Source organism: Pseudomonas sp. KBN10P06128, assembly GCF_037574945.1.
Classification (GTDB): Bacteria; Pseudomonadota; Gammaproteobacteria; order Pseudomonadales; family Pseudomonadaceae; genus Pseudomonas; species Pseudomonas aeruginosa.
In genome coordinates, this window is sequence record NZ_JBBELR010000001.1 from 5,450,862 (window position 1) to 5,469,786 (window position 18,925).

Annotated in this window: 24 protein-coding genes; 11 read left to right on the top strand and 13 right to left on the bottom strand. The window is 64.6% G+C overall.

What is annotated here, in order from left to right:
- Nucleotides 1-15: 15 nt before the first annotated feature.
- The 5 genes from VQ065_RS25495 to VQ065_RS25515 are packed head-to-tail and all read right to left on the bottom strand — an operon-like array spanning nucleotide 16 to nucleotide 3,060.
- Nucleotides 16-324, bottom strand: coding sequence for an STAS domain-containing protein (locus VQ065_RS25495; protein ID WP_003094335.1), 309 nt, complete (start codon nucleotides 322-324; stop codon nucleotides 16-18).
- Nucleotides 321-968, bottom strand: coding sequence for an MlaC/ttg2D family ABC transporter substrate-binding protein (locus VQ065_RS25500; protein WP_003094337.1), 648 nt, complete (start codon nucleotides 966-968; stop codon nucleotides 321-323). The genes VQ065_RS25495 and VQ065_RS25500 overlap by 4 nt, the downstream gene beginning before the upstream one ends.
- An 11-nt stretch (nucleotides 969-979) precedes the next feature.
- Entirely contained in the window at nucleotides 980-1,453 is a 474-nt protein-coding gene (gene mlaD, locus VQ065_RS25505; RefSeq protein WP_003094339.1) for an outer membrane lipid asymmetry maintenance protein MlaD, read from the bottom strand.
- On the bottom strand, nucleotides 1,454-2,251 hold the full coding sequence (mlaE, locus tag VQ065_RS25510) for a lipid asymmetry maintenance ABC transporter permease subunit MlaE (protein WP_003094341.1): 798 nt from the start codon (nucleotides 2,249-2,251) through the stop codon (nucleotides 1,454-1,456).
- Nucleotides 2,251-3,060, bottom strand: coding sequence for an ATP-binding cassette domain-containing protein (locus VQ065_RS25515; RefSeq protein WP_003094343.1), 810 nt, complete (start codon nucleotides 3,058-3,060; stop codon nucleotides 2,251-2,253). The genes mlaE and VQ065_RS25515 overlap by 1 nt, the downstream gene beginning before the upstream one ends.
- Nucleotides 3,061-3,472: 412 nt before the next feature.
- Here VQ065_RS25515 and kdsD point away from each other — a divergent pair, with 412 nt between their 5' ends.
- The 10 genes from kdsD (at nucleotide 3,473) to VQ065_RS25565 (ending at nucleotide 10,559) form a co-directional block, all read left to right on the top strand.
- Complete coding sequence (gene kdsD / locus VQ065_RS25520) at nucleotides 3,473-4,453, top strand: arabinose-5-phosphate isomerase KdsD (RefSeq protein ID WP_003094347.1); 981 nt, start codon at nucleotides 3,473-3,475, stop codon at nucleotides 4,451-4,453.
- Nucleotides 4,453-4,992, top strand: coding sequence for a KdsC family phosphatase (locus VQ065_RS25525; RefSeq protein ID WP_003094350.1), 540 nt, complete (start codon nucleotides 4,453-4,455; stop codon nucleotides 4,990-4,992). The genes kdsD and VQ065_RS25525 overlap by 1 nt, the downstream gene beginning before the upstream one ends.
- Nucleotides 4,993-5,000: 8 nt before the next feature.
- Nucleotides 5,001-5,573 (top strand): LPS export ABC transporter periplasmic protein LptC, encoded by a 573-nt coding sequence (gene lptC, locus VQ065_RS25530; RefSeq protein ID WP_003094353.1) that lies wholly within the window; start codon nucleotides 5,001-5,003, stop codon nucleotides 5,571-5,573.
- Nucleotides 5,560-6,087, top strand: coding sequence for a lipopolysaccharide transport periplasmic protein LptA (gene lptA / locus VQ065_RS25535; RefSeq protein ID WP_003120916.1), 528 nt, complete (start codon nucleotides 5,560-5,562; stop codon nucleotides 6,085-6,087). Before lptC ends, lptA begins: the two co-directional genes overlap by 14 nt.
- Nucleotides 6,087-6,812: an LPS export ABC transporter ATP-binding protein gene (gene lptB, locus VQ065_RS25540; RefSeq protein WP_003094355.1), complete on the top strand. Its 726-nt coding sequence runs from the start codon at nucleotides 6,087-6,089 to the stop codon at nucleotides 6,810-6,812. The genes lptA and lptB overlap by 1 nt, the downstream gene beginning before the upstream one ends.
- Before the next feature lie 225 nt (nucleotides 6,813-7,037).
- Entirely contained in the window at nucleotides 7,038-8,531 is a 1,494-nt protein-coding gene (locus tag VQ065_RS25545) for an RNA polymerase factor sigma-54 (RefSeq protein ID WP_003094357.1), read from the top strand.
- Nucleotides 8,532-8,608: 77 nt separating this feature from the next.
- Entirely contained in the window at nucleotides 8,609-8,917 is a 309-nt protein-coding gene (gene hpf, locus VQ065_RS25550) for a ribosome hibernation-promoting factor, HPF/YfiA family (RefSeq protein ID WP_003094359.1), read from the top strand.
- Nucleotides 8,918-8,930: 13 nt separating this feature from the next.
- Entirely contained in the window at nucleotides 8,931-9,395 is a 465-nt protein-coding gene (ptsN, locus tag VQ065_RS25555; protein ID WP_003098853.1) for a PTS IIA-like nitrogen regulatory protein PtsN, read from the top strand.
- Nucleotide 9,396: 1 nt separating this feature from the next.
- The gene (rapZ, locus tag VQ065_RS25560; protein WP_003094361.1) at nucleotides 9,397-10,257 is read left to right on the top strand and encodes an RNase adapter RapZ; all 861 of its coding nucleotides are present in this window, start codon (nucleotides 9,397-9,399) and stop codon (nucleotides 10,255-10,257) included.
- 29 nt (nucleotides 10,258-10,286) lie between these two features.
- Nucleotides 10,287-10,559, top strand: a complete 273-nt coding sequence (locus VQ065_RS25565) for an HPr family phosphocarrier protein (RefSeq protein WP_003094362.1) — start codon at nucleotides 10,287-10,289, stop codon at nucleotides 10,557-10,559.
- A gap of 96 nt (nucleotides 10,560-10,655) precedes the next feature.
- Here the strand turns inward: VQ065_RS25565 and VQ065_RS25570 are convergent, their stop codons facing one another.
- The 6 genes from VQ065_RS25570 to pmbA form a co-directional block, all read right to left on the bottom strand.
- Nucleotides 10,656-11,588: a ZIP family metal transporter gene (locus VQ065_RS25570; protein ID WP_340080485.1), complete on the bottom strand. Its 933-nt coding sequence runs from the start codon at nucleotides 11,586-11,588 to the stop codon at nucleotides 10,656-10,658.
- An 18-nt stretch (nucleotides 11,589-11,606) separates the two neighbouring features.
- A complete protein-coding gene (locus tag VQ065_RS25575; RefSeq protein WP_003094367.1) occupies nucleotides 11,607-12,218 on the bottom strand; it encodes a superoxide dismutase in 612 nt (203 codons plus the stop codon).
- A 12-nt stretch (nucleotides 12,219-12,230) separates the two neighbouring features.
- Entirely contained in the window at nucleotides 12,231-12,680 is a 450-nt protein-coding gene (locus tag VQ065_RS25580; RefSeq protein ID WP_003094369.1) for a hypothetical protein, read from the bottom strand.
- A gap of 27 nt (nucleotides 12,681-12,707) precedes the next feature.
- The gene (fumC, locus tag VQ065_RS25585; RefSeq protein WP_003094371.1) at nucleotides 12,708-14,084 is read right to left on the bottom strand and encodes a class II fumarate hydratase FumC; all 1,377 of its coding nucleotides are present in this window, start codon (nucleotides 14,082-14,084) and stop codon (nucleotides 12,708-12,710) included.
- On the bottom strand, nucleotides 14,077-14,472 hold the full coding sequence (locus VQ065_RS25590) for a hypothetical protein (RefSeq protein WP_003094374.1): 396 nt from the start codon (nucleotides 14,470-14,472) through the stop codon (nucleotides 14,077-14,079). The genes fumC and VQ065_RS25590 overlap by 8 nt, the downstream gene beginning before the upstream one ends.
- A 147-nt stretch (nucleotides 14,473-14,619) precedes the next feature.
- On the bottom strand, nucleotides 14,620-15,969 hold the full coding sequence (gene pmbA, locus VQ065_RS25595) for a metalloprotease PmbA (protein ID WP_003110024.1): 1,350 nt from the start codon (nucleotides 15,967-15,969) through the stop codon (nucleotides 14,620-14,622).
- 98 nt (nucleotides 15,970-16,067) lie between these two features.
- Here pmbA and yjgA point away from each other — a divergent pair, with 98 nt between their 5' ends.
- Nucleotides 16,068-16,592 (top strand): ribosome biogenesis factor YjgA, encoded by a 525-nt coding sequence (yjgA, locus tag VQ065_RS25600; protein ID WP_003094378.1) that lies wholly within the window; start codon nucleotides 16,068-16,070, stop codon nucleotides 16,590-16,592.
- 30 nt (nucleotides 16,593-16,622) lie between these two features.
- Here the strand turns inward: yjgA and tldD are convergent, their stop codons facing one another.
- Together tldD and VQ065_RS25610 are read right to left on the bottom strand one after the other, a co-directional pair.
- On the bottom strand, nucleotides 16,623-18,065 hold the full coding sequence (tldD, locus tag VQ065_RS25605; RefSeq protein WP_003094380.1) for a metalloprotease TldD: 1,443 nt from the start codon (nucleotides 18,063-18,065) through the stop codon (nucleotides 16,623-16,625).
- A 2-nt stretch (nucleotides 18,066-18,067) separates the two neighbouring features.
- Nucleotides 18,068-18,916: a carbon-nitrogen hydrolase family protein gene (locus VQ065_RS25610; RefSeq protein ID WP_003094382.1), complete on the bottom strand. Its 849-nt coding sequence runs from the start codon at nucleotides 18,914-18,916 to the stop codon at nucleotides 18,068-18,070.
- Nucleotides 18,917-18,925 lie beyond the last annotated feature (9 nt).

Consider the following 18,925-nt stretch of genomic DNA (forward strand, 5'->3'; position numbering starts at 1 on the left):
CGTTCCGCCGTCCGGTCATTCCTGCAGAGGCAGGATCTCCAGAAGGCTGCTGACCTTGGCAATCTCCCGCATGTCGTCCGGCAAGGCCCTGACGCTCAGGACCTTGCCGGCCTTGCGTGCGTCGCGCATGAAGGCCAGCAACAGGGAAATGCCCACGCTGCTGGAGCGCTCCACCGCCGAGCAGTCGACGACCAGTTCCGCCGCCTGGCTGGCGCGGATCAGCCGACCGCCCTGCTCGCGCAACGCCGGCCCGCTGCTGTAGTCGAGCACGCCGGCGAGCTGCAGTTCGCCGGCCGCGCCTTCGCGCAGGCTGGCCTGGCTCATTTCGCCCCGGCCTCTTCCGCTTTCGCGGTTTCCTTGGCCTTGGCGACCACCTCGCCCCAGCCGGCGATGGTCTTCTCGAGGTCGTTGCGGTTCTTCTGCATGGTGTCGGCGAACTGGTCGCGGAACAGCTTGCCGATGTTGATGCCGTTGATGATCACGTTGCGGACCTTCCAGCCACCGGCCAGGTTGGTCATGGTGTAGGAGACCGGGTAGACCGTGCCCTTGCTGTCACGGATTTCCATGTTGACGCTGGCACGATCGTCGCTCGGCTTGGCCGAGCTAGGCAGCACGCGGATGTCCTGGTTGTCGTATTCGAGCAGCGCGTTGCCGTAGAACTGCATCAGGCTGTTCTTGAACACTTCCTCGAAGCGCTTGATCTGCTCGGGTGAGGCCTGGCGCGAGTACTTGACGGTCATCACGCTCTTGGCGATGCCTTCGGCATCGACCACCGGCCCGAGGATACGGTCGAGAGTGGCATAGAGCTTTTGCGGATCGGCCTTGTAGGCGGCCTTGTTGGCCTTGATGTCGGAAAGCAGTTCGTCGACCGTGCCCTGCACCACCTGTTGCGGGGTCGGCGCCGCCATGGAAAGCAGCGGGAAAGCCGCCAGGAACACCAGCAGGCCGCGACGCAGAAGAGTCAGCATGGAAGAAAACCTCACTTTTTGGCTTCGTCTTTGTTAACCGAGTTCAGCAGGAACTTGCCGATCAGATCTTCCAGCACCAGCGCCGACTGGGTGTCGTGGATGGTGCTGCCGTCCTTCAGAACATCCTCGTCGCCGCCGACGCTGATGCCGATGTATTTCTCGCCCAGCAGGCCGGCGGTCAGGATCGACGCCGTGGAGTCGACCGGCAGGTTGTTCACGTTCTGGTTGATCTCCATGGTCACGCGACCAGTGTAGCTGTCGCGATCCAGGTCGACCGCCGTCACCTTGCCGATCGTCACGCCGGCCAGGGTGACCTTGCCGCGCACGGTAACACCGGCGATGTTGTCGAAGTAGGCGTAGACCTTGTAGGTATCGCCGGCGTTGCCCACGCTCAGGCCGCTGACCCGCAGGGCCAGCAGCAACAGGGCCAGCAGGCCGGCCAGGAGGAACAGGCCGACACCGATTTCCAGGGTGCGGGTTTGCATTCAGAAATCTCCAAACATCAAAGCAGTCAGAATGAAGTCGAGCCCCAGCACCGCCAGGGAGGCATAGACCACGGTCCGAGTCGTCGCCCGGCTGATTCCTTCCGAGGTCGGCTCGCAGTCGTAGCCTTGGTAGACCGCGATCCAGGTCACCACGAAGGCGAATACGATACTTTTGATCACGCCGTTGAGCACATCCTCGGTGAACTGCACGCTGTTCTGCATGTTCGCCCAGAACGACCCCTCGTATACGCCCAGCCAGTCGACCGCGACCATCGCCCCGCCCCAGATGCCGACCACGCTGAAGATCGCGGCGAGCAGCGGCATGGAGATGAAACCGGCCCACAGGCGCGGCGCGACGATGTACTTGAGCGGGTCGACACCGATCATTTCCAGGCTGGAAAGCTGTTCGGTGGCCTTCATGTTGCCGATTTCCGCGGTAAGCGCAGAGCCGGCACGGCCGGCGAACAGCAGGCCGGTCACCACCGGCCCCAGTTCGCGCAGCAGGGTCAGGGCCACCATCTGCCCGACCGCCTGCTCGGAACCATAGGAAATCAGGATGTTGTAGCCCTGCAGGGCCAGCACCATGCCAATGAACAGGCCCGAGACGACGATGATCGCCAGCGACAGCACGCCTACCGAGTAGAGTTGCTTCACCAGCAGGTGCAACCCGGTGCCTGGCGTGCGCCGGCCGAGCAGGGCGTGGCCGAGGAACAGGGTCGAGCGGCCGAGCGCGGCGACCACGTCCAGGCCGGCGCGGCCGAACAGGCGGATACGTTCGAGGGGAGAGACTCTACGCATCAGCGCTCTCCCAGCAGGTCGGCCCGGTAGTCGCGGGCCGGATAATGGAACGGAACGGGACCATCCGGGATTCCCTTGACGAACTGGCGGATACGAGGATCGTCGGTTTCCTTGAGGACGTCCGGCGTCCCGTGGCCAAGTACCCGGCCGTCGCCGACGATATAGATGTAGTCGGCGATGCTGGCGGTCTCGGCCAGGTCATGGGAAACCACGATGCTGGTGATGCCGAGGGCATCGTTGAGCAGGCGGATCAGGCGCACCAGGACGCCCATGGCGATCGGATCCTGCCCCACGAACGGCTCGTCGTAGAGCAGGATCTGCGGGTCCAGGGCGATCGCCCGGGCCAGGGCGACGCGGCGCTTCATGCCGCCGGAAAGCTCGTCCGGCATCAGTTCCACGGCGCCGCGCAGGCCGACGGCCTGAAGCTTCATCAGGACGATGTCGCGGATCATCTCTTCCGGCAGCTGGGTATGCACGCGCAGCGGAAACGCGACGTTCTCGAAGACGTCGAGATCGGTGAACAGCGCCCCGCTCTGGAACAGCACGCCGAACTGCTTGCGCATGTCGAACAGGTCGCCGCGCGAAAGCTGCGGCAGGTTCTGCCCGTTGACCCAGACCTCCCCCTTCGAAGGACGCAACTGGGAGGCGATCAGCCGCAGCAACGTGGTCTTGCCGCAACCGGACGGGCCCATGATGCCGGTCACCTTTCCGCGCGGGATACGCACATCGATGTTGTCGAAAATCGCCCGCGATCCGCGCTTGAAGGTCAGGCCCTTCAACTCGACCGCGTAGGCACTATCGGTGCTCATCAGGACTCCTTGCGATGCGACCCGTCCATGCTGGACGCCTTGCCCGTTGCAAAGGCACGCATCCGGGAGGGGTCGAATGGGCGCGGACTATAGCACTGCGGCGGGTTCTGGCCCAAGGCCTGGCACCGTGCCGTTCAGCTTGGATTCAGCTTGTTCGGAGCGTTCTCTCAGCCCTTTAGGACATATCGCACACTTCAGGTTCACTACGGACAGAAAAAAATCGCGTCGACGTCGAATATATCGATATTTATGCAGTCATAGCGCGGAGTGCAGATAACGGCGGCGTAACAGAGCATTGCAGTCCATACAACATTGCGCCGCGGGGGATGCGGACCGACTTCACAGCATGGCTGGTGTAAGCGGGACACGCTTTCCCGTTATAATCCCGCCTTTAATCCAGGCGCCACATTCGTTGAACATGAGCCAGAACCTCGATTTCATCCATTCCGCCCAGCGCACCATCGGCCTCGAGCGCGACGCGGTAGACAGCCTGCTGGCGCGGATTGGCGACGATTTCGTCAAGGCCTGCGAGCTGCTGCTGGCCGGCAAGGGCCGGGTCGTCGTCGTCGGCATGGGCAAGTCCGGTCACATCGGCAAGAAGATCGCCGCTACCCTGGCCAGCACCGGCACCCCCTCCTTCTTCGTGCATCCGGCCGAGGCCAGCCACGGCGACATGGGCATGATCACCAAGGACGACGTGGTCCTCGCCCTGTCCAACTCCGGCTCGACTGCCGAAATCGTCACCCTGTTGCCTCTGATCAAGCGCCTGGGCATCACCCTGATCAGCATGACCGGCAACCCCGAGTCGCCCCTGGCCAAGGCTGCGGAAGTGAACCTGGACGCCAGTGTCGGCCAGGAAGCCTGTCCACTGAACCTGGCCCCGACCTCCTCCACCACCGTAACCCTGGTCCTCGGCGACGCCCTGGCGATCGCCCTGCTCGAAGCTCGCGGCTTTACCGCGGAAGACTTCGCCTTCTCGCACCCGGGCGGTGCGCTGGGCCGCCGACTGCTGCTGAAGGTGGAAGACGTCATGCACGTCGGCGAAGGGCTGCCGCAGGTGCTGCTCGGCACCTCGCTGACCGGCGCGCTGATGGAAATGACCCGCAAGGGCCTGGGCATGACCGTAGTGCTCGACGAACACGGCAAGCTTGCCGGCATTTTCACCGATGGCGACCTGCGTCGCGCCCTGGATCGGGGCATCGACGTCCGCCAGGTCACCATCGACCAGGTGATGACCGTCCACGGCAAGACCGTCCGCGCCGAGATTCTCGCCGCGGAAGCCCTGAAGATCATGGAAGACAACAAGATCGGCGCACTGGTGGTGGTCGACGCGGACGACCGTCCGGTCGGCGCCCTGAACATGCACGACCTGTTGCGCGCAGGAGTGATGTAATGAGCGATACCCATTCGGCCGCGGAACTCCCGGTCCGGGCCCGCCGGATACGCCTGGCGATCTTCGACGTCGACGGCGTGCTGACCGACGGCAAGCTGTATTTCCTCGTCGACGGCAGCGAGTTCAAGACCTTCAATACCCTGGACGGACATGGCATCAAGATGCTCATCGCCTCCGGCGTGCGCACCGCCATCATCACCGGCCGCGACACTCCGGTGGTCGAACGGCGCGCGCGCAACCTGGGCATCCAGCACCTCTATCAGGGCCGGGAAGACAAGCTCGCCGTCCTCGACGAACTTCTCGGCGAACTCGGACTAGGCTATGAGCAAGTCGCCTACCTTGGCGACGACCTGCCCGATCTGCCGGTGATCCGCCGCGTCGGCCTGGGCATGGCGGTAGCCAGTGCCGACCCGTTCGTGCGCCAGCATGCCCATGGCGTCACCGCGGCCCGCGGCGGCGAAGGCGCCGCCCGCGAGTTCTGCGAACTGATCATGCGCGCCCAGGGTACGCTCGAAGCCGCCCAGGGCGCCTATCTGTAGAGCCGACCATGCCGAAGACACTACGCCAGAAACTGCTGCTCGCCCTGATCGCCCTGTTGCTGATCGTCGCGGGCTACTACTGGAACGTCGGGCTCGAGCTGTTCAACGAACAGCCGACCCGCCCCGGCCAGGACAACACCATCGACTACTATGCCGAGAATGCCCATAGCCTCCAGTACCAGGAGGACGGCAGCCTCGACTACGAGATGACCGCGGTGAAGCTGGAGCACCAGAAAGCCACGGACATCACTTTCGTCACCACCCCCGACCTGCTGCTCTTCCGTGGCAACGTGCAACCCTGGCACATCCAGAGCGCCCGCGCCGAAGTCGGACCGAAAGGCAAGGAGGTCGAACTCATCGACGACGTGCGCGTCGCACGTACCGATGCCAAGGGCCAACCAAGCATCCTGACCACCACTCGGCTGACCGTATTCCCCGACAAGAATTATGCACAGACCGAGCAAGCCGTTAAAATCGACGCGGCCAATGGAGTGACGACGGCTGTTGGAATGAAAGCGTATCTGAAAGACAGCCGGATGCACCTGCTGTCCAACGTAAGAGGTCAGCATGAGGTTCGTTAATACCCTCCCCCTTATTTTCGGTCTGACTGCCGCCCTCGGCAGCTCCATGGCCTTGGCCCTGCCTTCGGACCGCGAACAACCGATCCGCGTCCAGGCCGACAGCGCCGAACTGGACGACAAGCAGGGCGTCGCGGTCTACCGCGGCGACGTCGTGGTGACCCAGGGCAGCACCAAGCTGACCGGCAACACCGTGACCCTGAAGCAGGACAAGAACGGCGACATCGAGGTCGTGACCTCGGTCGGCAAGCCTGCCTACTACGAGCAGAAACCCGCTCCGGACAAGGACGTGACCAAGGCCTATGGCCTGACCATCCAGTACTTCGTCACGCAGAACCGGGTCGTGCTGATCGACCAGGCCAAGGTGATCCAGGAAGGCAACACCTTCGAAGGCGAGAAGATCGTCTACGACACCCAGCGCCAGATCGTCAACGCGGGTCGTGCCACCGGCTCCCAGGTGACCAGCCCGCGCCCGCGCATCGACATGGTCATCCAGCCGAAGAAAAAGGCCCAGTAATGGCAACGCTCAAAGCCCAGCACCTGGCCAAAAGCTATAAAGGCCGGCAAGTCGTCCGCGACGTCAGCATGTCCATCGATAGCGGGCAGATCGTCGGCCTGCTCGGTCCGAACGGTGCCGGCAAGACCACCTGCTTCTACATGATCGTCGGCCTGGTCCAGGCCGACCAGGGCGTGGTCCGCATCGACGAGCAGAACGTCACCCACCTGCCGATGCACGGGCGCGCCCGGGCCGGCATCGGCTACCTGCCGCAGGAAGCCTCGATCTTCCGCAAGCTGTCGGTATCCGACAACATCATGGCGATCCTCGAGACCCGCAGCGACCTCGATCGCAACGGTCGCAAGGAAGCCCTGGAAGGCCTGCTGCAGGAATTCCACATCCACCACATCCGCGACAACCTCGGCATGAGCCTGTCCGGCGGCGAACGACGCCGGGTGGAAATCGCCCGCGCCCTGGCCAGCGCGCCGAAATTCATCCTCCTCGACGAGCCCTTCGCCGGCGTGGACCCGATCTCGGTCGGCGACATCAAGCAGATCATCCATCACCTCAAGGCGAAGGGTATCGGCATCCTCATCACCGACCACAACGTCCGCGAGACCCTGGACATCTGTGAAACGGCGTATATCGTCAATGATGGGCAGTTGATCGCGGAGGGGGATGCCGAGAGCATCCTCGCCAACGACCTGGTCAAGGAAGTCTACCTGGGGCACGAGTTCCGCCTCTGAAGAAATCTCCTAGCGCGCCCTCCGGCCTCGCCGGAGCGGTTCCGCTCGCCCGCGGTTTCGCAACCGCGAGTGCCGCCTGGAGCGGATGATTTATTCAGAGCAACCCTAGGCAAAGTACGAAAATTCAGGCATATAATTTGCTTCCTGGCGGTGCCGCCACCTCGGCACCCGTAGTAGTGGATGGTGCCATCCGGTACCAGCGAATAAGGTACTAAGCCCTCAGCCATGAAACCATCGCTAGTCCTCAAGATGGGCCAGCAGCTGACGATGACGCCGCAGCTGCAACAGGCCATACGCCTCCTCCAGCTATCCACCCTGGACCTCCAGCAGGAAATCCAGGAAGCGCTGGAATCCAATCCCATGCTCGAACGCCAGGAAGACGGCGACGATTTCGACAACAGCGACCCTCTCGCCGATGGCGCCGAACAGGCGGCCAGCGCGCCCCAGGAGAGCCCTCTCCAGGAAAGCGCCACGCCCAGCGTCGAAAGCCTCGACGACGACCAGTGGAGCGAACGCATACCCAGCGAGTTGCCGGTGGATACCGCCTGGGAAGACATCTACCAGACCAGCGCCAGCAGCCTGCCCAGCAACGACGATGACGAATGGGACTTCACCGCGCGCACCAGCAGCGGCGAGAGCCTGCACAGCCACCTGCTCTGGCAGGTCAACCTGGCACCGATGTCGGACACCGATCGGATGATCGCGGTGACCATCATCGATAGCATCAACAACGATGGCTATCTCGAAGAGTCCCTCGAAGAAATCCTCGCCGCCATCGATCCGGAACTGGACGTCGAGCTCGACGAAGTGGAAGTCGTGCTGCGCCGCATCCAGCAACTGGAACCCGCCGGGATCGGCGCTCGCAACCTGCGCGAGTGCCTGCTGCTGCAACTGCGCCAGTTGCCGTCCACCACGCCCTGGCTGAACGAAGCGCTGCGCCTGGTATCCGACTACCTCGACCTGCTCGGCGGCCGCGACTACAGCCAATTGATGCGGCGCATGAAGCTCAAGGAAGACGAACTGCGCCAGGTCATCGAGCTGATCCAGTGCCTGCATCCCCGGCCCGGTTCGCAGATCGAATCGAGCGAAGCCGAATACATCGTCCCCGACGTCATCGTGCGCAAGGACAACGAGCGCTGGCTGGTCGAGCTGAACCAGGAGGCGATGCCGCGCCTGCGCGTCAACGCCACCTACGCCGGCATGGTCCGCCGCGCCGACAGCAGCGCCGACAATACCTTCATGCGCAACCAGTTGCAGGAAGCCCGCTGGTTCATCAAGAGCCTGCAGAGCCGCAACGAAACGCTGATGAAGGTCGCCACCCAGATCGTCGAGCACCAGCGCGGTTTCCTCGACTACGGCGAAGAAGCCATGAAGCCGCTGGTCCTGCATGACATCGCCGAAGCGGTGGGCATGCACGAATCGACCATTTCGCGGGTCACCACGCAGAAATACATGCATACGCCGCGCGGCATTTTCGAGCTGAAATATTTCTTTTCAAGTCACGTCAGTACCGCTGAAGGCGGGGAATGCTCGTCCACCGCGATCCGCGCGATCATCAAGAAACTGGTGGCCGCGGAAAATGCGAAAAAGCCATTGAGCGACAGCAAGATCGCTGGTTTACTGGAGGCACAGGGCATTCAAGTGGCTCGCCGCACCGTCGCCAAATACCGCGAATCCCTGGGCATAGCCCCTTCGAGCGAGCGCAAGCGACTGGTGTGACGTTGATCCACGCCAAGGTGTTCCGGAGGCAGGTTGCTAACCTGCCACTTACACACGGGCAACAAGGAGAACGCGGTATGCAAGTCAACATCAGTGGCCATCAACTGGATGTGACCGACGCCCTGCGCGACTATGTCGGCGAGAAACTGAGCCGTCTGGAGCGCCATTTCGACAAGATCACCAATGTTCAGGTGATCATGGAGGTCGAGAAACTGAAGCAGAAGATCGAAGCCACCCTGCGCATCGCCGGTGGCGAGATCGTAGCCAATGCGGAACATGAGGACATGTACGCGGCCATCGACCTACTGATCGACAAACTCGACCGTCAACTGATCAAACACAAAGAGAAGTATCTCGAACGGCAGCAAGGCGTAGGCGCCCGCTGATCTCCCCTCCCCTATGATCCGACTTGAGCAAATCCTGACCCCCGGCCGTTCCCTCGTGAACGTGCCGGGCGGCAGCAAGAAACGCGTACTCGAACAAATCGCCAACCTGGTAGCCAGGGAGCTGCCGGAGTTCGACGCCCAGACCATCTTCGAAAACCTGGTGGCCCGGGAAAAACTCGGCTCCACCGGCTTCGGCAATGGCATCGCCATTCCGCACTGCCGCCTGTCTGGCTGCCAGAGCCCCATCAGCGCCGTGCTGCACCTGGATGCTCCCGTGGACTTCGACGCGCTGGACGGCGCGCCGGTCGACCTGCTCTTCGTCCTGCTGGTACCGGAGGCCGCGACCGAAGAACATCTCGAACTGCTCCGGCAGATCGCCGCCATGCTCGACCGTGCCGACGTACGCGACCGCCTGCGCAGCGCTCCCACTGCCGAAGCGCTTTATCAGATCGTGGTAGACGTACAGAACGGGCAATGACATGCGCCTGATCATCGTCAGCGGCCGCTCGGGCTCGGGCAAGAGCACCGCCCTGAACGTCCTCGAAGACAACGGCTTCTATTGCATCGACAACCTTCCCGCCAGCCTGCTTCCCGACCTGGCGCAGCGCGCCCTGTTGCACACGGAGCTACTGCAGCCACAGGTGGCGGTGTCGATCGACGCCCGCAACCTGCCCAGCCAGTTGCAGCGCTTCCCCGAACTGTTGCAGGAAGTGCGGGACAACCACATCAACTGCGATGTGCTGTATCTCGACGCCGACGACGAGACGCTGCTCAAACGATTCTCGGAAACCCGCCGGCGCCACCCGCTGACCACCGACACCCGTTCGCTGGCGGAGGCGATTGGCGACGAGAGCCAATTGCTCGGACCGATCGCCGACCTCGCCGACCTTAAGCTGGACACCACCAGCCTCAACCTCTATCAGTTGCGCGACACCATCAAACTGCGCCTGTTGAACAAGCCGGAACCCGGCACCGCGTTCCTCGTCGAATCCTTTGGCTTCAAGCGCGGCATGCCAGTCGACGCCGACCTGGTGTTCGATGTGCGCTGCCTGCCGAACCCCTACTGGAAGCCCGAGTTGCGCGATCATTCGGGGCTGGAGCCCGAAGTCCGCGAGTATCTGGCCGCCCAGCCGGACGTCGAGGAAATGTACCAGGACATCGTCGGCTACCTGAACAAATGGCTGCCGCGCTTCGCCGCCAGTAACCGCTCATATGTAACAGTTGCGATAGGCTGTACCGGCGGGCACCATCGTTCGGTCTACCTCGCCGAGCGGATTGGCGCTGCACTCAGGGATTCCCTGAAGAACGTGCAGATTCGCCACCGCGATCTCAGCAGCTAGCCCATAACAAGAAGGACAGACTCCCCAAGATGCCCGCCCTCGAGATCACCATCATCAACAAGCTCGGTCTGCACGCCCGCGCGGCGGCCAAGTTCGTCGGCGTCGCGGGGCGCTACCCTTGCCAGGTCCGGGTCGGCCGCAATCCTGAAAGCTGCGTCGACGGCAAGAGCATCATGGCCGTGATGATGCTGGCTGCCGGCAAGGGCACCAACCTGCACCTGCATACCGAAGGCGAACAGGAAGACGAGGCGTTGAACGCGCTGGTCGAACTGATCAACAACCGTTTCGACGAAGGCGAGTAGCCTCTTCCCAGCGACAACGAAAAAGCCGCCAACTGGCGGCTTTTCCTTTCCGGCGATTGCGGCCGGCGTCAATTCAGCGCGGGTCGGATGAGTCCCCTAGCCCAGCGCGGTATCCAGCACCATCATCAGGCAGAAGCCGAACACCAGGCCCAGCGTAGCCTCGGCGGCATGTCCCTGGCGGTGGGACTCGGGAATGATCTCGTGGGTGACCACGAAGAGCATCGCTCCCGCCGCGGCGGCCAGCCCCCAGGGCAGGAGCAGCGCGGAGAGGCCGACCAGCCAGGCGCAGAGCACCGCGAACAGCGGCTCGACCAGGCCCGACGCGGCACCGACCAGCATCGCCTTGAAACGCGACATACCGACTCCGGCCAGCACCAGCGCCACCACCAGCCCTTCCGGCACATCCTGCAGAGCAATGCCCAGGGCGAGGCCGTTGGCCTCGTCCAGGCCGGCACCGGCCGACACGCCAACCGCCATGCCTTCGGGGATGTTGTGCAGGACGATGGCCGTGACGAACAGCAGGTTGCGCGGGGGAATGCCACCGGACAGTGGCGCGCCCTCGCAACCGGGATGGACGTCCGGCATCAGCCGGCCGAGGATGAACAGCCCCATCACGCCGACCGCCAAGCCGAAACTGACCAGGAACCCCGCGCCGAACTTCGAGTAGCCGAGGTCGCCGGCCGCGGATAGCGCCGGCATGATCAGCGAGAAGGCCGTCGCCGAGAGCATCACGCCGGCACCGAAGCCCAGCAGCCCATCCGACAGGCGCGCCGGCATGGTCTTCACCACCAGCACCGGCATCGCCCCGAGAGCGGTACCGAAGGCGCAGAGCAGGCCGCCTTTCAACGCCAGCACGATGGGCGCCGGCAGGTTGAGCTCGGCCAGCAACAGGGCGTGGCGGCCGAGCAGGTAGCCGCCGCCGATGAAGATCAGCAGGCCCAGCAGGTTGCGCAGCGTCCGCCCGTTACCTTCGGCGATGCCATGGAGCAACGCCTTCATCGCTGCACCGCCAGGCTGCCGGCCAGCCATCTCGCATCACGGGTAACACTAGGCCAGGGCTTGCGCATAGCGACGCGCGACCTCCCGCCAGTCGATCACGTTGTAGAAAGCGCCGATGTATTCCGGGCGGCGGTTCTGGTACTTCAGGTAATAGGCGTGCTCCCATACGTCCAGGCCGAGGATCGGCGTATTGCCGTTCATCAGCGGGCTGTCCTGGTTACCGCTGCTCTCCACCAGCAAGCTGCCCTGGGGAGTCACGCTGAGCCAGGCCCAGCCGCTGCCGAAGCGGGTCAGCGCAGCCTTGGTGAACGCATCCTTGAACGCCTCGAAGCCCCCGAGCTGCTCATCGATGGCCTGCCCCAGGTCGCCATCGGGACGGCCACCGCCCTGGGGCGACATCACGGTCCAGAACAGCGAGTGGTTGGCATGCCCACCGCCATTGTTGACAACCGGGGTGCGCAGCTTCTCCGGCAGACCAGCCAGTTGCCGCAGCAGGCTTTCCACCGGCTGCTCGGCATAGGGCGTGCCTTCCAGCGCGGCGTTCAGGTTGTTCACGTAGGTCTGGTGGTGCTTGCTGTGGTGGATCTCCATGGTCAGCGCATCGATATGCGGTTCCAGGGCATCGTAGGCGTAGGGCAAGGGCGGCAAGGCGTGGGGCATGGAAACTCTCCGTCAGTGATAGCGAAGTGAGGGGGGCGGAGCGAGGAACTCGGGTCGGACCTCCGCGTTCGGCGGTCCCTTGAGCAGGCGCTCGGTGCGCGGATAGGCACCGTGCTCGCCGATGAACGACAGCAGTTCGACATAGGTGCGCCGGCTGTGATGCTGGGCCGCCTGGCGCAGGGCCAACGGCAGCTTCTGGTCGGCGCTGACCCGCAACAGGCGCTCGTGGCAGGCGCAGAGGTATTCGGCGGTTTCCTCCGGTTGCTCCAGTTGCAGGTGCAAGTCGGCCAGGTTGTGATGGGAAATGACGAACGCCATCACCGCCTCGTCGGCGTCGCCCCAGCGTTCCAGCAGCACCTGGGCCAGGGCCAGGGCATGGAGGTAGTGCTCACGCGCATCGATCAATGCGCCGGTGACGAAACAGCGGTTGCCCTGTTCGATCGTTCGTTGCCAATGACGCATGGCGGTACCTCCAGTGGTGGGGCGGCCTCAGAGGCCGCCAGCCGTGAGTTTTTCCGGATCCAGCAACACCTCCAGGCGCGCACGGTCCAGATCGGTGTTTTCCAGCGCCACATCGATGATCGGCCGTCCCTCGCGATAGGCCTGCTTGGCGATTTCCGCAGCCTTCTGGTAGCCGATGATCGGGTTCAGCGCAGTGACCAGGATCGGGTTGCGCGCCAACGCCTCGCTGAGCTTGCCCTGGTTGACCTTGAAGCTGGCGATGGCCTTGTCCGCCAGCAGCCGGCTGACGTTGGCCAGCAACTGGATGCTGTGCAACAGGTTGTCCGCCACCAGCGGCAGCATCACGTTCAGTTCGAAGTTGCCCGATTGGCCGGCGACGGCAATGGCGGCGTCATTGCCGATCACCTGGGCGGCGACCATCGCGGTGGCCTCCGGGATCACCGGGTTGACCTTGCCGGGCATGATCGAGGAGCCTGGTTGCAGCGCTTCCAGCTCGATCTCGCCGAGCCCGGCAAGCGGCCCGGAGTTCATCCAGCGCAGGTCGTTGGCCAGCTTCATCAGGGTCACGGCCAGGGTCTTCAACTGGCCGGACGCAGCGACCGCCGTGTCCTGCGAACCGATCAGGGCGAAGAAGTCGTCGCCGGGGCGGAACGCCAACCCGGTCAGGTCGTTCAGCTCCTGGCTGAAACGTTCGGCGAACCGCGGATGGGCGTTGATCCCGGTGCCCACCGCGGTGCCGCCCTGTGCCAACTGCTGCAAGGCAGGAAGTACGCTCTCGATGTGCACGCCGGCCTGTCGCACCTGCTGCGCCCAGCCACCGAGCACCTGGCTCATGCGTACCGGCATCGCATCCATCAGGTGGGTGCGGCCGGTCTTCACATAGGCATGCATTTCGCCGGCCTTGCTCTGGATAGTCTGCTCCAGGTGGCGCAGCGCCGGCAGCAGGCGTTCGCTGATCTCGAGGGCGGCACTGATGTGGATGGTCGAGGGGATGATGTCGTTGCTGCTCTGCCCGCAGTTCACATGGTCGTTCGGATTGACCTTGCCGCCCAGGCGACGACTGGCCAGGGTCGCCACCACTTCGTTGGCGTTCATGTTGGAACTGGTGCCGGAGCCGGTCTGGAACACATCCACCGGGAAATGCTGCATGAAGTCCTCCTGCAGCAGTTGCAGGCAGGTCTCGGCGATCGCCTCGCCCATCGGTGCATCCAGTTGCTGCAGGGAGACGTTCGCCCGCGCCGCCGCGGCCTTGGCCAGCAGCAGGGCGCGGACGAAGGCCTGGGGCATGCGTTGGCCGCTGACCGGGAAGTTGTTCACCGCGCGCTGGGTCTGGGCGCCATAGAGGGCGGTCGCCGGGACCGCCAGTTCGCCCATGCTGTCGCGTTCGATGCGGGTGTCAGTCATCTTGGTTTCCTTGTTGCGGGTGATCGAAGCTCATCGACGGCGCCAGGTCCTGCCTGGCCATTCGTACGGAGAGCTGGCGCAGCCGTCGCCGCTGGCTGCCGTTGGTGGTCAATCGCTGAAGTTCGCAGAGGGGCCGGTAGGCGTAGTCGAGGCAGAGGCTGCGCCAGTGCCAGGGCAATATCGGATCGCGACCGGTATCGAGCAGGAGGTTGTAGGCTTTCTCGAACAGCGGCCAGGCGGCCACACCTTCCCAACCGGCGAGATAGCGCGCCTCGCCGAGGTACTGGTCGAGCAGGCGCGGTTCGTCGGGATCGAGCGCGCAGCGGATCTGCGTGCCCAGCCAGTACCAGTGATCCAATGCTTGCGGGTCGTGCGCCTCGAAGGACATGGCAACCTCACCAGACGATAATGAGATTGATTATTGTTTTCTTCTTGGCAAAAGACAAGCATGGTCCCCATAGAGGCGGACAATCGAACAGGCGGAAACGAAAACGCCAGCGACGAGCGCTGGCGTTCTACAGAGGGAAACCCGGCCTCAGCGCCCGGCCACCATCATCGACTCGACCAGTACAGAGCCGGTATGCAGGTTGCCGCGCCGTTCGATGTCCTTGCCGACCGCGACGATACGGCGGAACAGGTCGCGCAGGTTGGCGGCGATGGTGACTTCCTGGACCGGGAACTGGATCTCGCCGTTCTCGACCCAGTAGCCGGCGGCGCCGCGGGAATAATCGCCGGTCACCAGGTTGACGCCCTGCCCCATCAACTCGGTGACCAGCAGGCCACGCCCCATCCGGCGTATGAGAGCGGCCTGGTCCTCGTCGCCATGGCTGACGAACAGGTTATGCACGCCGCCGGCGTTGGCCGTGCTCGGCAAGCCGAGCTTGCGCCCGGAATAGGTGCCCAGGACATAGGACACCAGCTCGCCGTTCTCGACGAATGGCTTGGCGTAGGTGGCCAGGCCGTCGCTATCGAAGCTGGCGCTGCCGAGCGCGCCGACCAGGTGCGGCCGCTCGTCGATGCTCAGCCACTCGGGAAACAGGCGCTGGCCCAGCGCGCCTTCGAGGAAGGATGACTTGCGATACAGGCTGCCGCCTGAGATCGCCCCGAGGAAATGGCCGAACAGGCCAACAGCGATTTCCGGAGCGAACAGCACCGGCACTTCGGCGGTCTGCACCGGCCGCGCGCCCAGTCGGCTGGCGGCGCGCTCGGCGGCGCGCCGGCCGATCGACTCGGCGCTGGCCAAGGCCTCGCCACGGCGGTTGACGTCATACCAATAGTCACGCTGCATCTGTCCTTCGCCCTCGGCGATCATCACGCAGCTGAGGCTGTGCCGGGTGCTGGCGTAACCACCGATGAAACCGTGGCTGTTACCGTATACCCGGCAGCCCTGGTGGGTATTCAGGGTGGTGCCGTCGGCCTTGGTCACCCGCTTGTCGGCGGCGAACGCCGCTGCCTCGCAAGCCAGGGCACGTTCCACGGCCTGCTCGGGACTCAGGCTCCATGGATGATAGAGGTCCAGCTCGGGCAACTCGCGGGCCATCAACGCGGCATCGGCGAGACCGGCGCATTCGTCCTCGGAGGTATGGCGGGCGATCGCCAGCGCCGCCGCCACCGTCTCGCGGATGGCCGCCTCGCCGGTCGCCGAGGTGCTCGCCGAGCCCTTGCGCTGGCCTGCGTAGAGGGTGATGCCGAAACCTTGGTCACGGTTGAACTCGACGGTTTCCACCTCGCCCTGGCGCACGCTGGTGGACAGGCCCTGCTCCAGCGACACCGCCACTTCGCAGGCACTGGCGCCCTGGCGGCGGGCCTCGGCGATGATCTGCTCGACCTGCTCGCGAAGGTCCGGAAGCACGGAGGGACCGACTGCCGCGGCATGTAGACTCATCTGTTGACTCTCCTGTTGACGTGGCCGCCCACGCGGCCGGGCCGGACAAGCGGCCCCTGACTCGTTATCATGGCGGCGTTTTTCACTGGACCACCACCATGGCTGAATTTCACGACGACGACTCGCAATTCGAAGAGAAGAGCAAGTCGCAGATCAAACGCGAGCTGCATGCCCTGCAGGACCTCGGCGAGCGCCTGACCACCCTGCAACCGCAGTTGCTGGAGCGCCTGCCGCTCACCGACCCGCTACGCAAGGCGCTGCTCGAGGCGCCGAAGCACAAGGCGCACATCGCCCGCAAACGGCATATCCAGTACATCGGCAAACTGATGCGCGACCAGGACGTGGACGCCATCGTCGCCCTCATCGACCAGGTGGACTCCTCCACCCGCCAGTACAACGAACGTTTCCATGCCCTCGAACGTTGGCGCGACCAGTTGATCGCCGGCGGCGACGCAGCGCTCGACGCCTTCGTCGGGGAGTTCCCCGAGTGCGATCGCCAGCACCTGCGCGGCCTGGTCCGCCACGCCCAGCACGAGGCCGCGCACAACAAACCGCCGGCCGCCGCACGCAAAGTGTTCAAGTACATCCGCGAACTGGACGAAACCAAGCGCGGCCTGCGCTAGGTTTCGCCGCGCCGGCGCCCGGGCCATGCCTCAGGCGCCGGTGCCGCCGACGGTGATCGCATCGATCTTCAGGGTCGGCTGGCCGACGCCGACCGGCACCGACTGACCGTCCTTCCCGCAGGTTCCCACGCCACTGTCCAGGGCCAGGTCGTTGCCGACCATGGACACCCGGCTCATCGCTTCCGGACCGTTGCCGATCAGGGTGGCGCCTTTCACCGGGGTGGTGATCCTGCCGTTCTCGATCAGGTAGGCCTCGCTGGTGGAGAACACGAACTTGCCGCTGGTGATATCGACCTGGCCACCGCCGAGGTTGGCGCAGTAGATACCCTTCTCCACCGAGGCGATGATTTCCTGCGGATCGCTCTCGCCGGCCAGCATGTAGGTGTTGGTCATGCGTGGCATCGGCAGGTGCGCGTAGGACTCGCGGCGGCCGTTACCGGTGCGCGCCACGCCCATCAGGCGGGCGTTGAGCTTGTCCTGCATGTAGCCCTTGAGCACGCCGTTCTCGATCAGCACGTTGCAGTTGCTCGGCGTGCCTTCGTCATCCACGCTCAGCGAGCCGCGACGCCCGGCCAGGGTGCCGTCGTCGACGATGGTGCACAGGCTCGAGGCGACCTTTTCGCCGACCCGGCCGCTGTAGGCGGAGCTGCCCTTGCGGTTGAAGTCGCCCTCCAGGCCGTGGCCGACCGCTTCGTGGAGCAGGACCCCGGACCAACCCGCTCCCATCACCACCGGCAGGGTGCCGGCCGGCGCGGGGATCGCCTCGAGGTTGACCAGCGCCTGGCGCAGGGCCTCGCGGGCGTAGCCCATGGCACGATCCTCCTGGAGGAAATAGCGATAGTCGGTGCGACCGCCGCCGCCGTGGCCGCCGCGTTCGCGTCGGCCGTTCTGTTCGACGATCACGCTGACGTTGAAACGCACCAGCGGACGAATGTCGGCGGCCAGCGAACCGTCGCTGGCCGCTACCAGGATCTGCTCCCAGACGCCGGCCATGCTCACCGTGACCTGCTGGATGCGGGGATCGAGCGCACGGGTAGCGGCGTCGATCTGCTTCAGCAACTCGACCTTCTCGGCGCGGCTGAGCACGTCCAGCGGGTTCTCGCCGGCGTACAGGCGAGCCGGCGCCACGGCCTTGAACGCCTGCACGCTGCCGTTCTGTCCCGCACGGGAAATCGAACGGGCCGCCACCGCGGCCTGTTTCAACGCCTCGGCGGTGATCGCATTGCTATAGGCGAAGCCGGTCTTCTCGCCCGACTGCGCGCGTACCCCGACCCCCTGGTCGAGATTGAAGCTGCCTTCCTTGACGATGCCGTCCTCGAGCATCCACGACTCGGAGACCTGGCTCTGGAAATACAGGTCGGCGGCATCGATGCCCGGGCCGTTCAGTTCATGAAGAATGCCGGGCAGGCTGTCCAGCTCCAGACCACCGGGGGCCAGCAACTGCTGGCTGACGGATGACAACAACTCGCTCATATTCACTCCGTACGCGCCGGCCGCGGTTCGGCCGGCGGGAAAAATCGTCTGTGCGCCACCACCGGCATGCGCCGGCGGATATCCGCCTGTTCTGCGGCGTCGCGCGCCGCCAGCAGCACCGCTTCGCCCTGCGGCCGCTCGGCCAGGACCCGGCCCCAGGGATCGACGATGGCCGAATGGCCGAACGTCTCCCGGCCCCGTGGGTGGACGCCACCCTGTCCGGCCGCCAGCAGGTAGCACTGGGTCTCGATGGCGCGGGCGCGGACCAGCACCTGCCAGTGCGCCGCGCCGGTCACCGCGGTGAACGCCGACGGCGCTGTGATCAGCTCTGCGCCGGCCTCGCGCAGCGCGGTATAGAGTTCCGGAAAACGCAGGTCGTAGCAGACCGTCAGGCCAAGGCGACCGACCGGCGTATCCGCCACCACGATCTTCTGACCGAAAGCATAGTCGTCGGATTCACGATAGCGGCCCCGCGCATCGGCTACGTCCACATCGAACAGGTGCAGCTTGTCGTAGCGGGCAACCCGTTCTCCATGCTCGTCGATCAGCAGCGAACAGGCATTCGCCTTCGCCTCGGGTTGCCCCTCCGGCGGCAGCGGCAGCGTTCCAGCGACTATCCACAACCTGAGGTCGCGAGCGGCGGAATTCAACCACGACAGGATCGGCCCGTTCCCCCGCGCCTCGGCGCGCCCCAGTTCGGCCAGGTCGCGCCGGCCCATGGCGGCGAAGTTTTCCGGCAGCACGGCGAGCCGCGCCCCACCCTCGGCGGCCTGTTCCAGCAGGCGACGGGCGGCGGCCAGGTTGGCCGTCACGTCGTCCTGGCTGACCATCTGGATCACGGCAATGGACATGGTTTCCTC

Coding starts and splice junctions, on each gene's coding strand:
- VQ065_RS25495 (WP_003094335.1), bottom strand. CDS start 324: ATGAGCCAGGCCAGCCTGCGCGAAGGCGCGGCCGGCGAACTGCAGCTC.
- VQ065_RS25500 (WP_003094337.1), bottom strand. CDS start 968: ATGCTGACTCTTCTGCGTCGCGGCCTGCTGGTGTTCCTGGCGGCTTTC.
- mlaD (WP_003094339.1), bottom strand. CDS start 1,453: ATGCAAACCCGCACCCTGGAAATCGGTGTCGGCCTGTTCCTCCTGGCC.
- mlaE (WP_003094341.1), bottom strand. CDS start 2,251: ATGCGTAGAGTCTCTCCCCTCGAACGTATCCGCCTGTTCGGCCGCGCC.
- VQ065_RS25515 (WP_003094343.1), bottom strand. CDS start 3,060: ATGAGCACCGATAGTGCCTACGCGGTCGAGTTGAAGGGCCTGACCTTC.
- VQ065_RS25525 (WP_003094350.1), top strand. CDS start 4,453: ATGAGCGATACCCATTCGGCCGCGGAACTCCCGGTCCGGGCCCGCCGG.
- lptC (WP_003094353.1), top strand. CDS start 5,001: ATGCCGAAGACACTACGCCAGAAACTGCTGCTCGCCCTGATCGCCCTG.
- lptA (WP_003120916.1), top strand. CDS start 5,560: ATGAGGTTCGTTAATACCCTCCCCCTTATTTTCGGTCTGACTGCCGCC.
- lptB (WP_003094355.1), top strand. CDS start 6,087: ATGGCAACGCTCAAAGCCCAGCACCTGGCCAAAAGCTATAAAGGCCGG.
- VQ065_RS25545 (WP_003094357.1), top strand. CDS start 7,038: ATGAAACCATCGCTAGTCCTCAAGATGGGCCAGCAGCTGACGATGACG.
- hpf (WP_003094359.1), top strand. CDS start 8,609: ATGCAAGTCAACATCAGTGGCCATCAACTGGATGTGACCGACGCCCTG.
- ptsN (WP_003098853.1), top strand. CDS start 8,931: ATGATCCGACTTGAGCAAATCCTGACCCCCGGCCGTTCCCTCGTGAAC.
- rapZ (WP_003094361.1), top strand. CDS start 9,397: ATGCGCCTGATCATCGTCAGCGGCCGCTCGGGCTCGGGCAAGAGCACC.
- VQ065_RS25565 (WP_003094362.1), top strand. CDS start 10,287: ATGCCCGCCCTCGAGATCACCATCATCAACAAGCTCGGTCTGCACGCC.
- VQ065_RS25570 (WP_340080485.1), bottom strand. CDS start 11,588: ATGGCTGGCCGGCAGCCTGGCGGTGCAGCGATGAAGGCGTTGCTCCAT.
- VQ065_RS25575 (WP_003094367.1), bottom strand. CDS start 12,218: ATGCCCCACGCCTTGCCGCCCTTGCCCTACGCCTACGATGCCCTGGAA.
- VQ065_RS25580 (WP_003094369.1), bottom strand. CDS start 12,680: ATGCGTCATTGGCAACGAACGATCGAACAGGGCAACCGCTGTTTCGTC.
- fumC (WP_003094371.1), bottom strand. CDS start 14,084: ATGACTGACACCCGCATCGAACGCGACAGCATGGGCGAACTGGCGGTC.
- VQ065_RS25590 (WP_003094374.1), bottom strand. CDS start 14,472: ATGTCCTTCGAGGCGCACGACCCGCAAGCATTGGATCACTGGTACTGG.
- pmbA (WP_003110024.1), bottom strand. CDS start 15,969: ATGAGTCTACATGCCGCGGCAGTCGGTCCCTCCGTGCTTCCGGACCTT.
- yjgA (WP_003094378.1), top strand. CDS start 16,068: ATGGCTGAATTTCACGACGACGACTCGCAATTCGAAGAGAAGAGCAAG.
- tldD (WP_003094380.1), bottom strand. CDS start 18,065: ATGAGCGAGTTGTTGTCATCCGTCAGCCAGCAGTTGCTGGCCCCCGGT.
- VQ065_RS25610 (WP_003094382.1), bottom strand. CDS start 18,916: ATGTCCATTGCCGTGATCCAGATGGTCAGCCAGGACGACGTGACGGCC.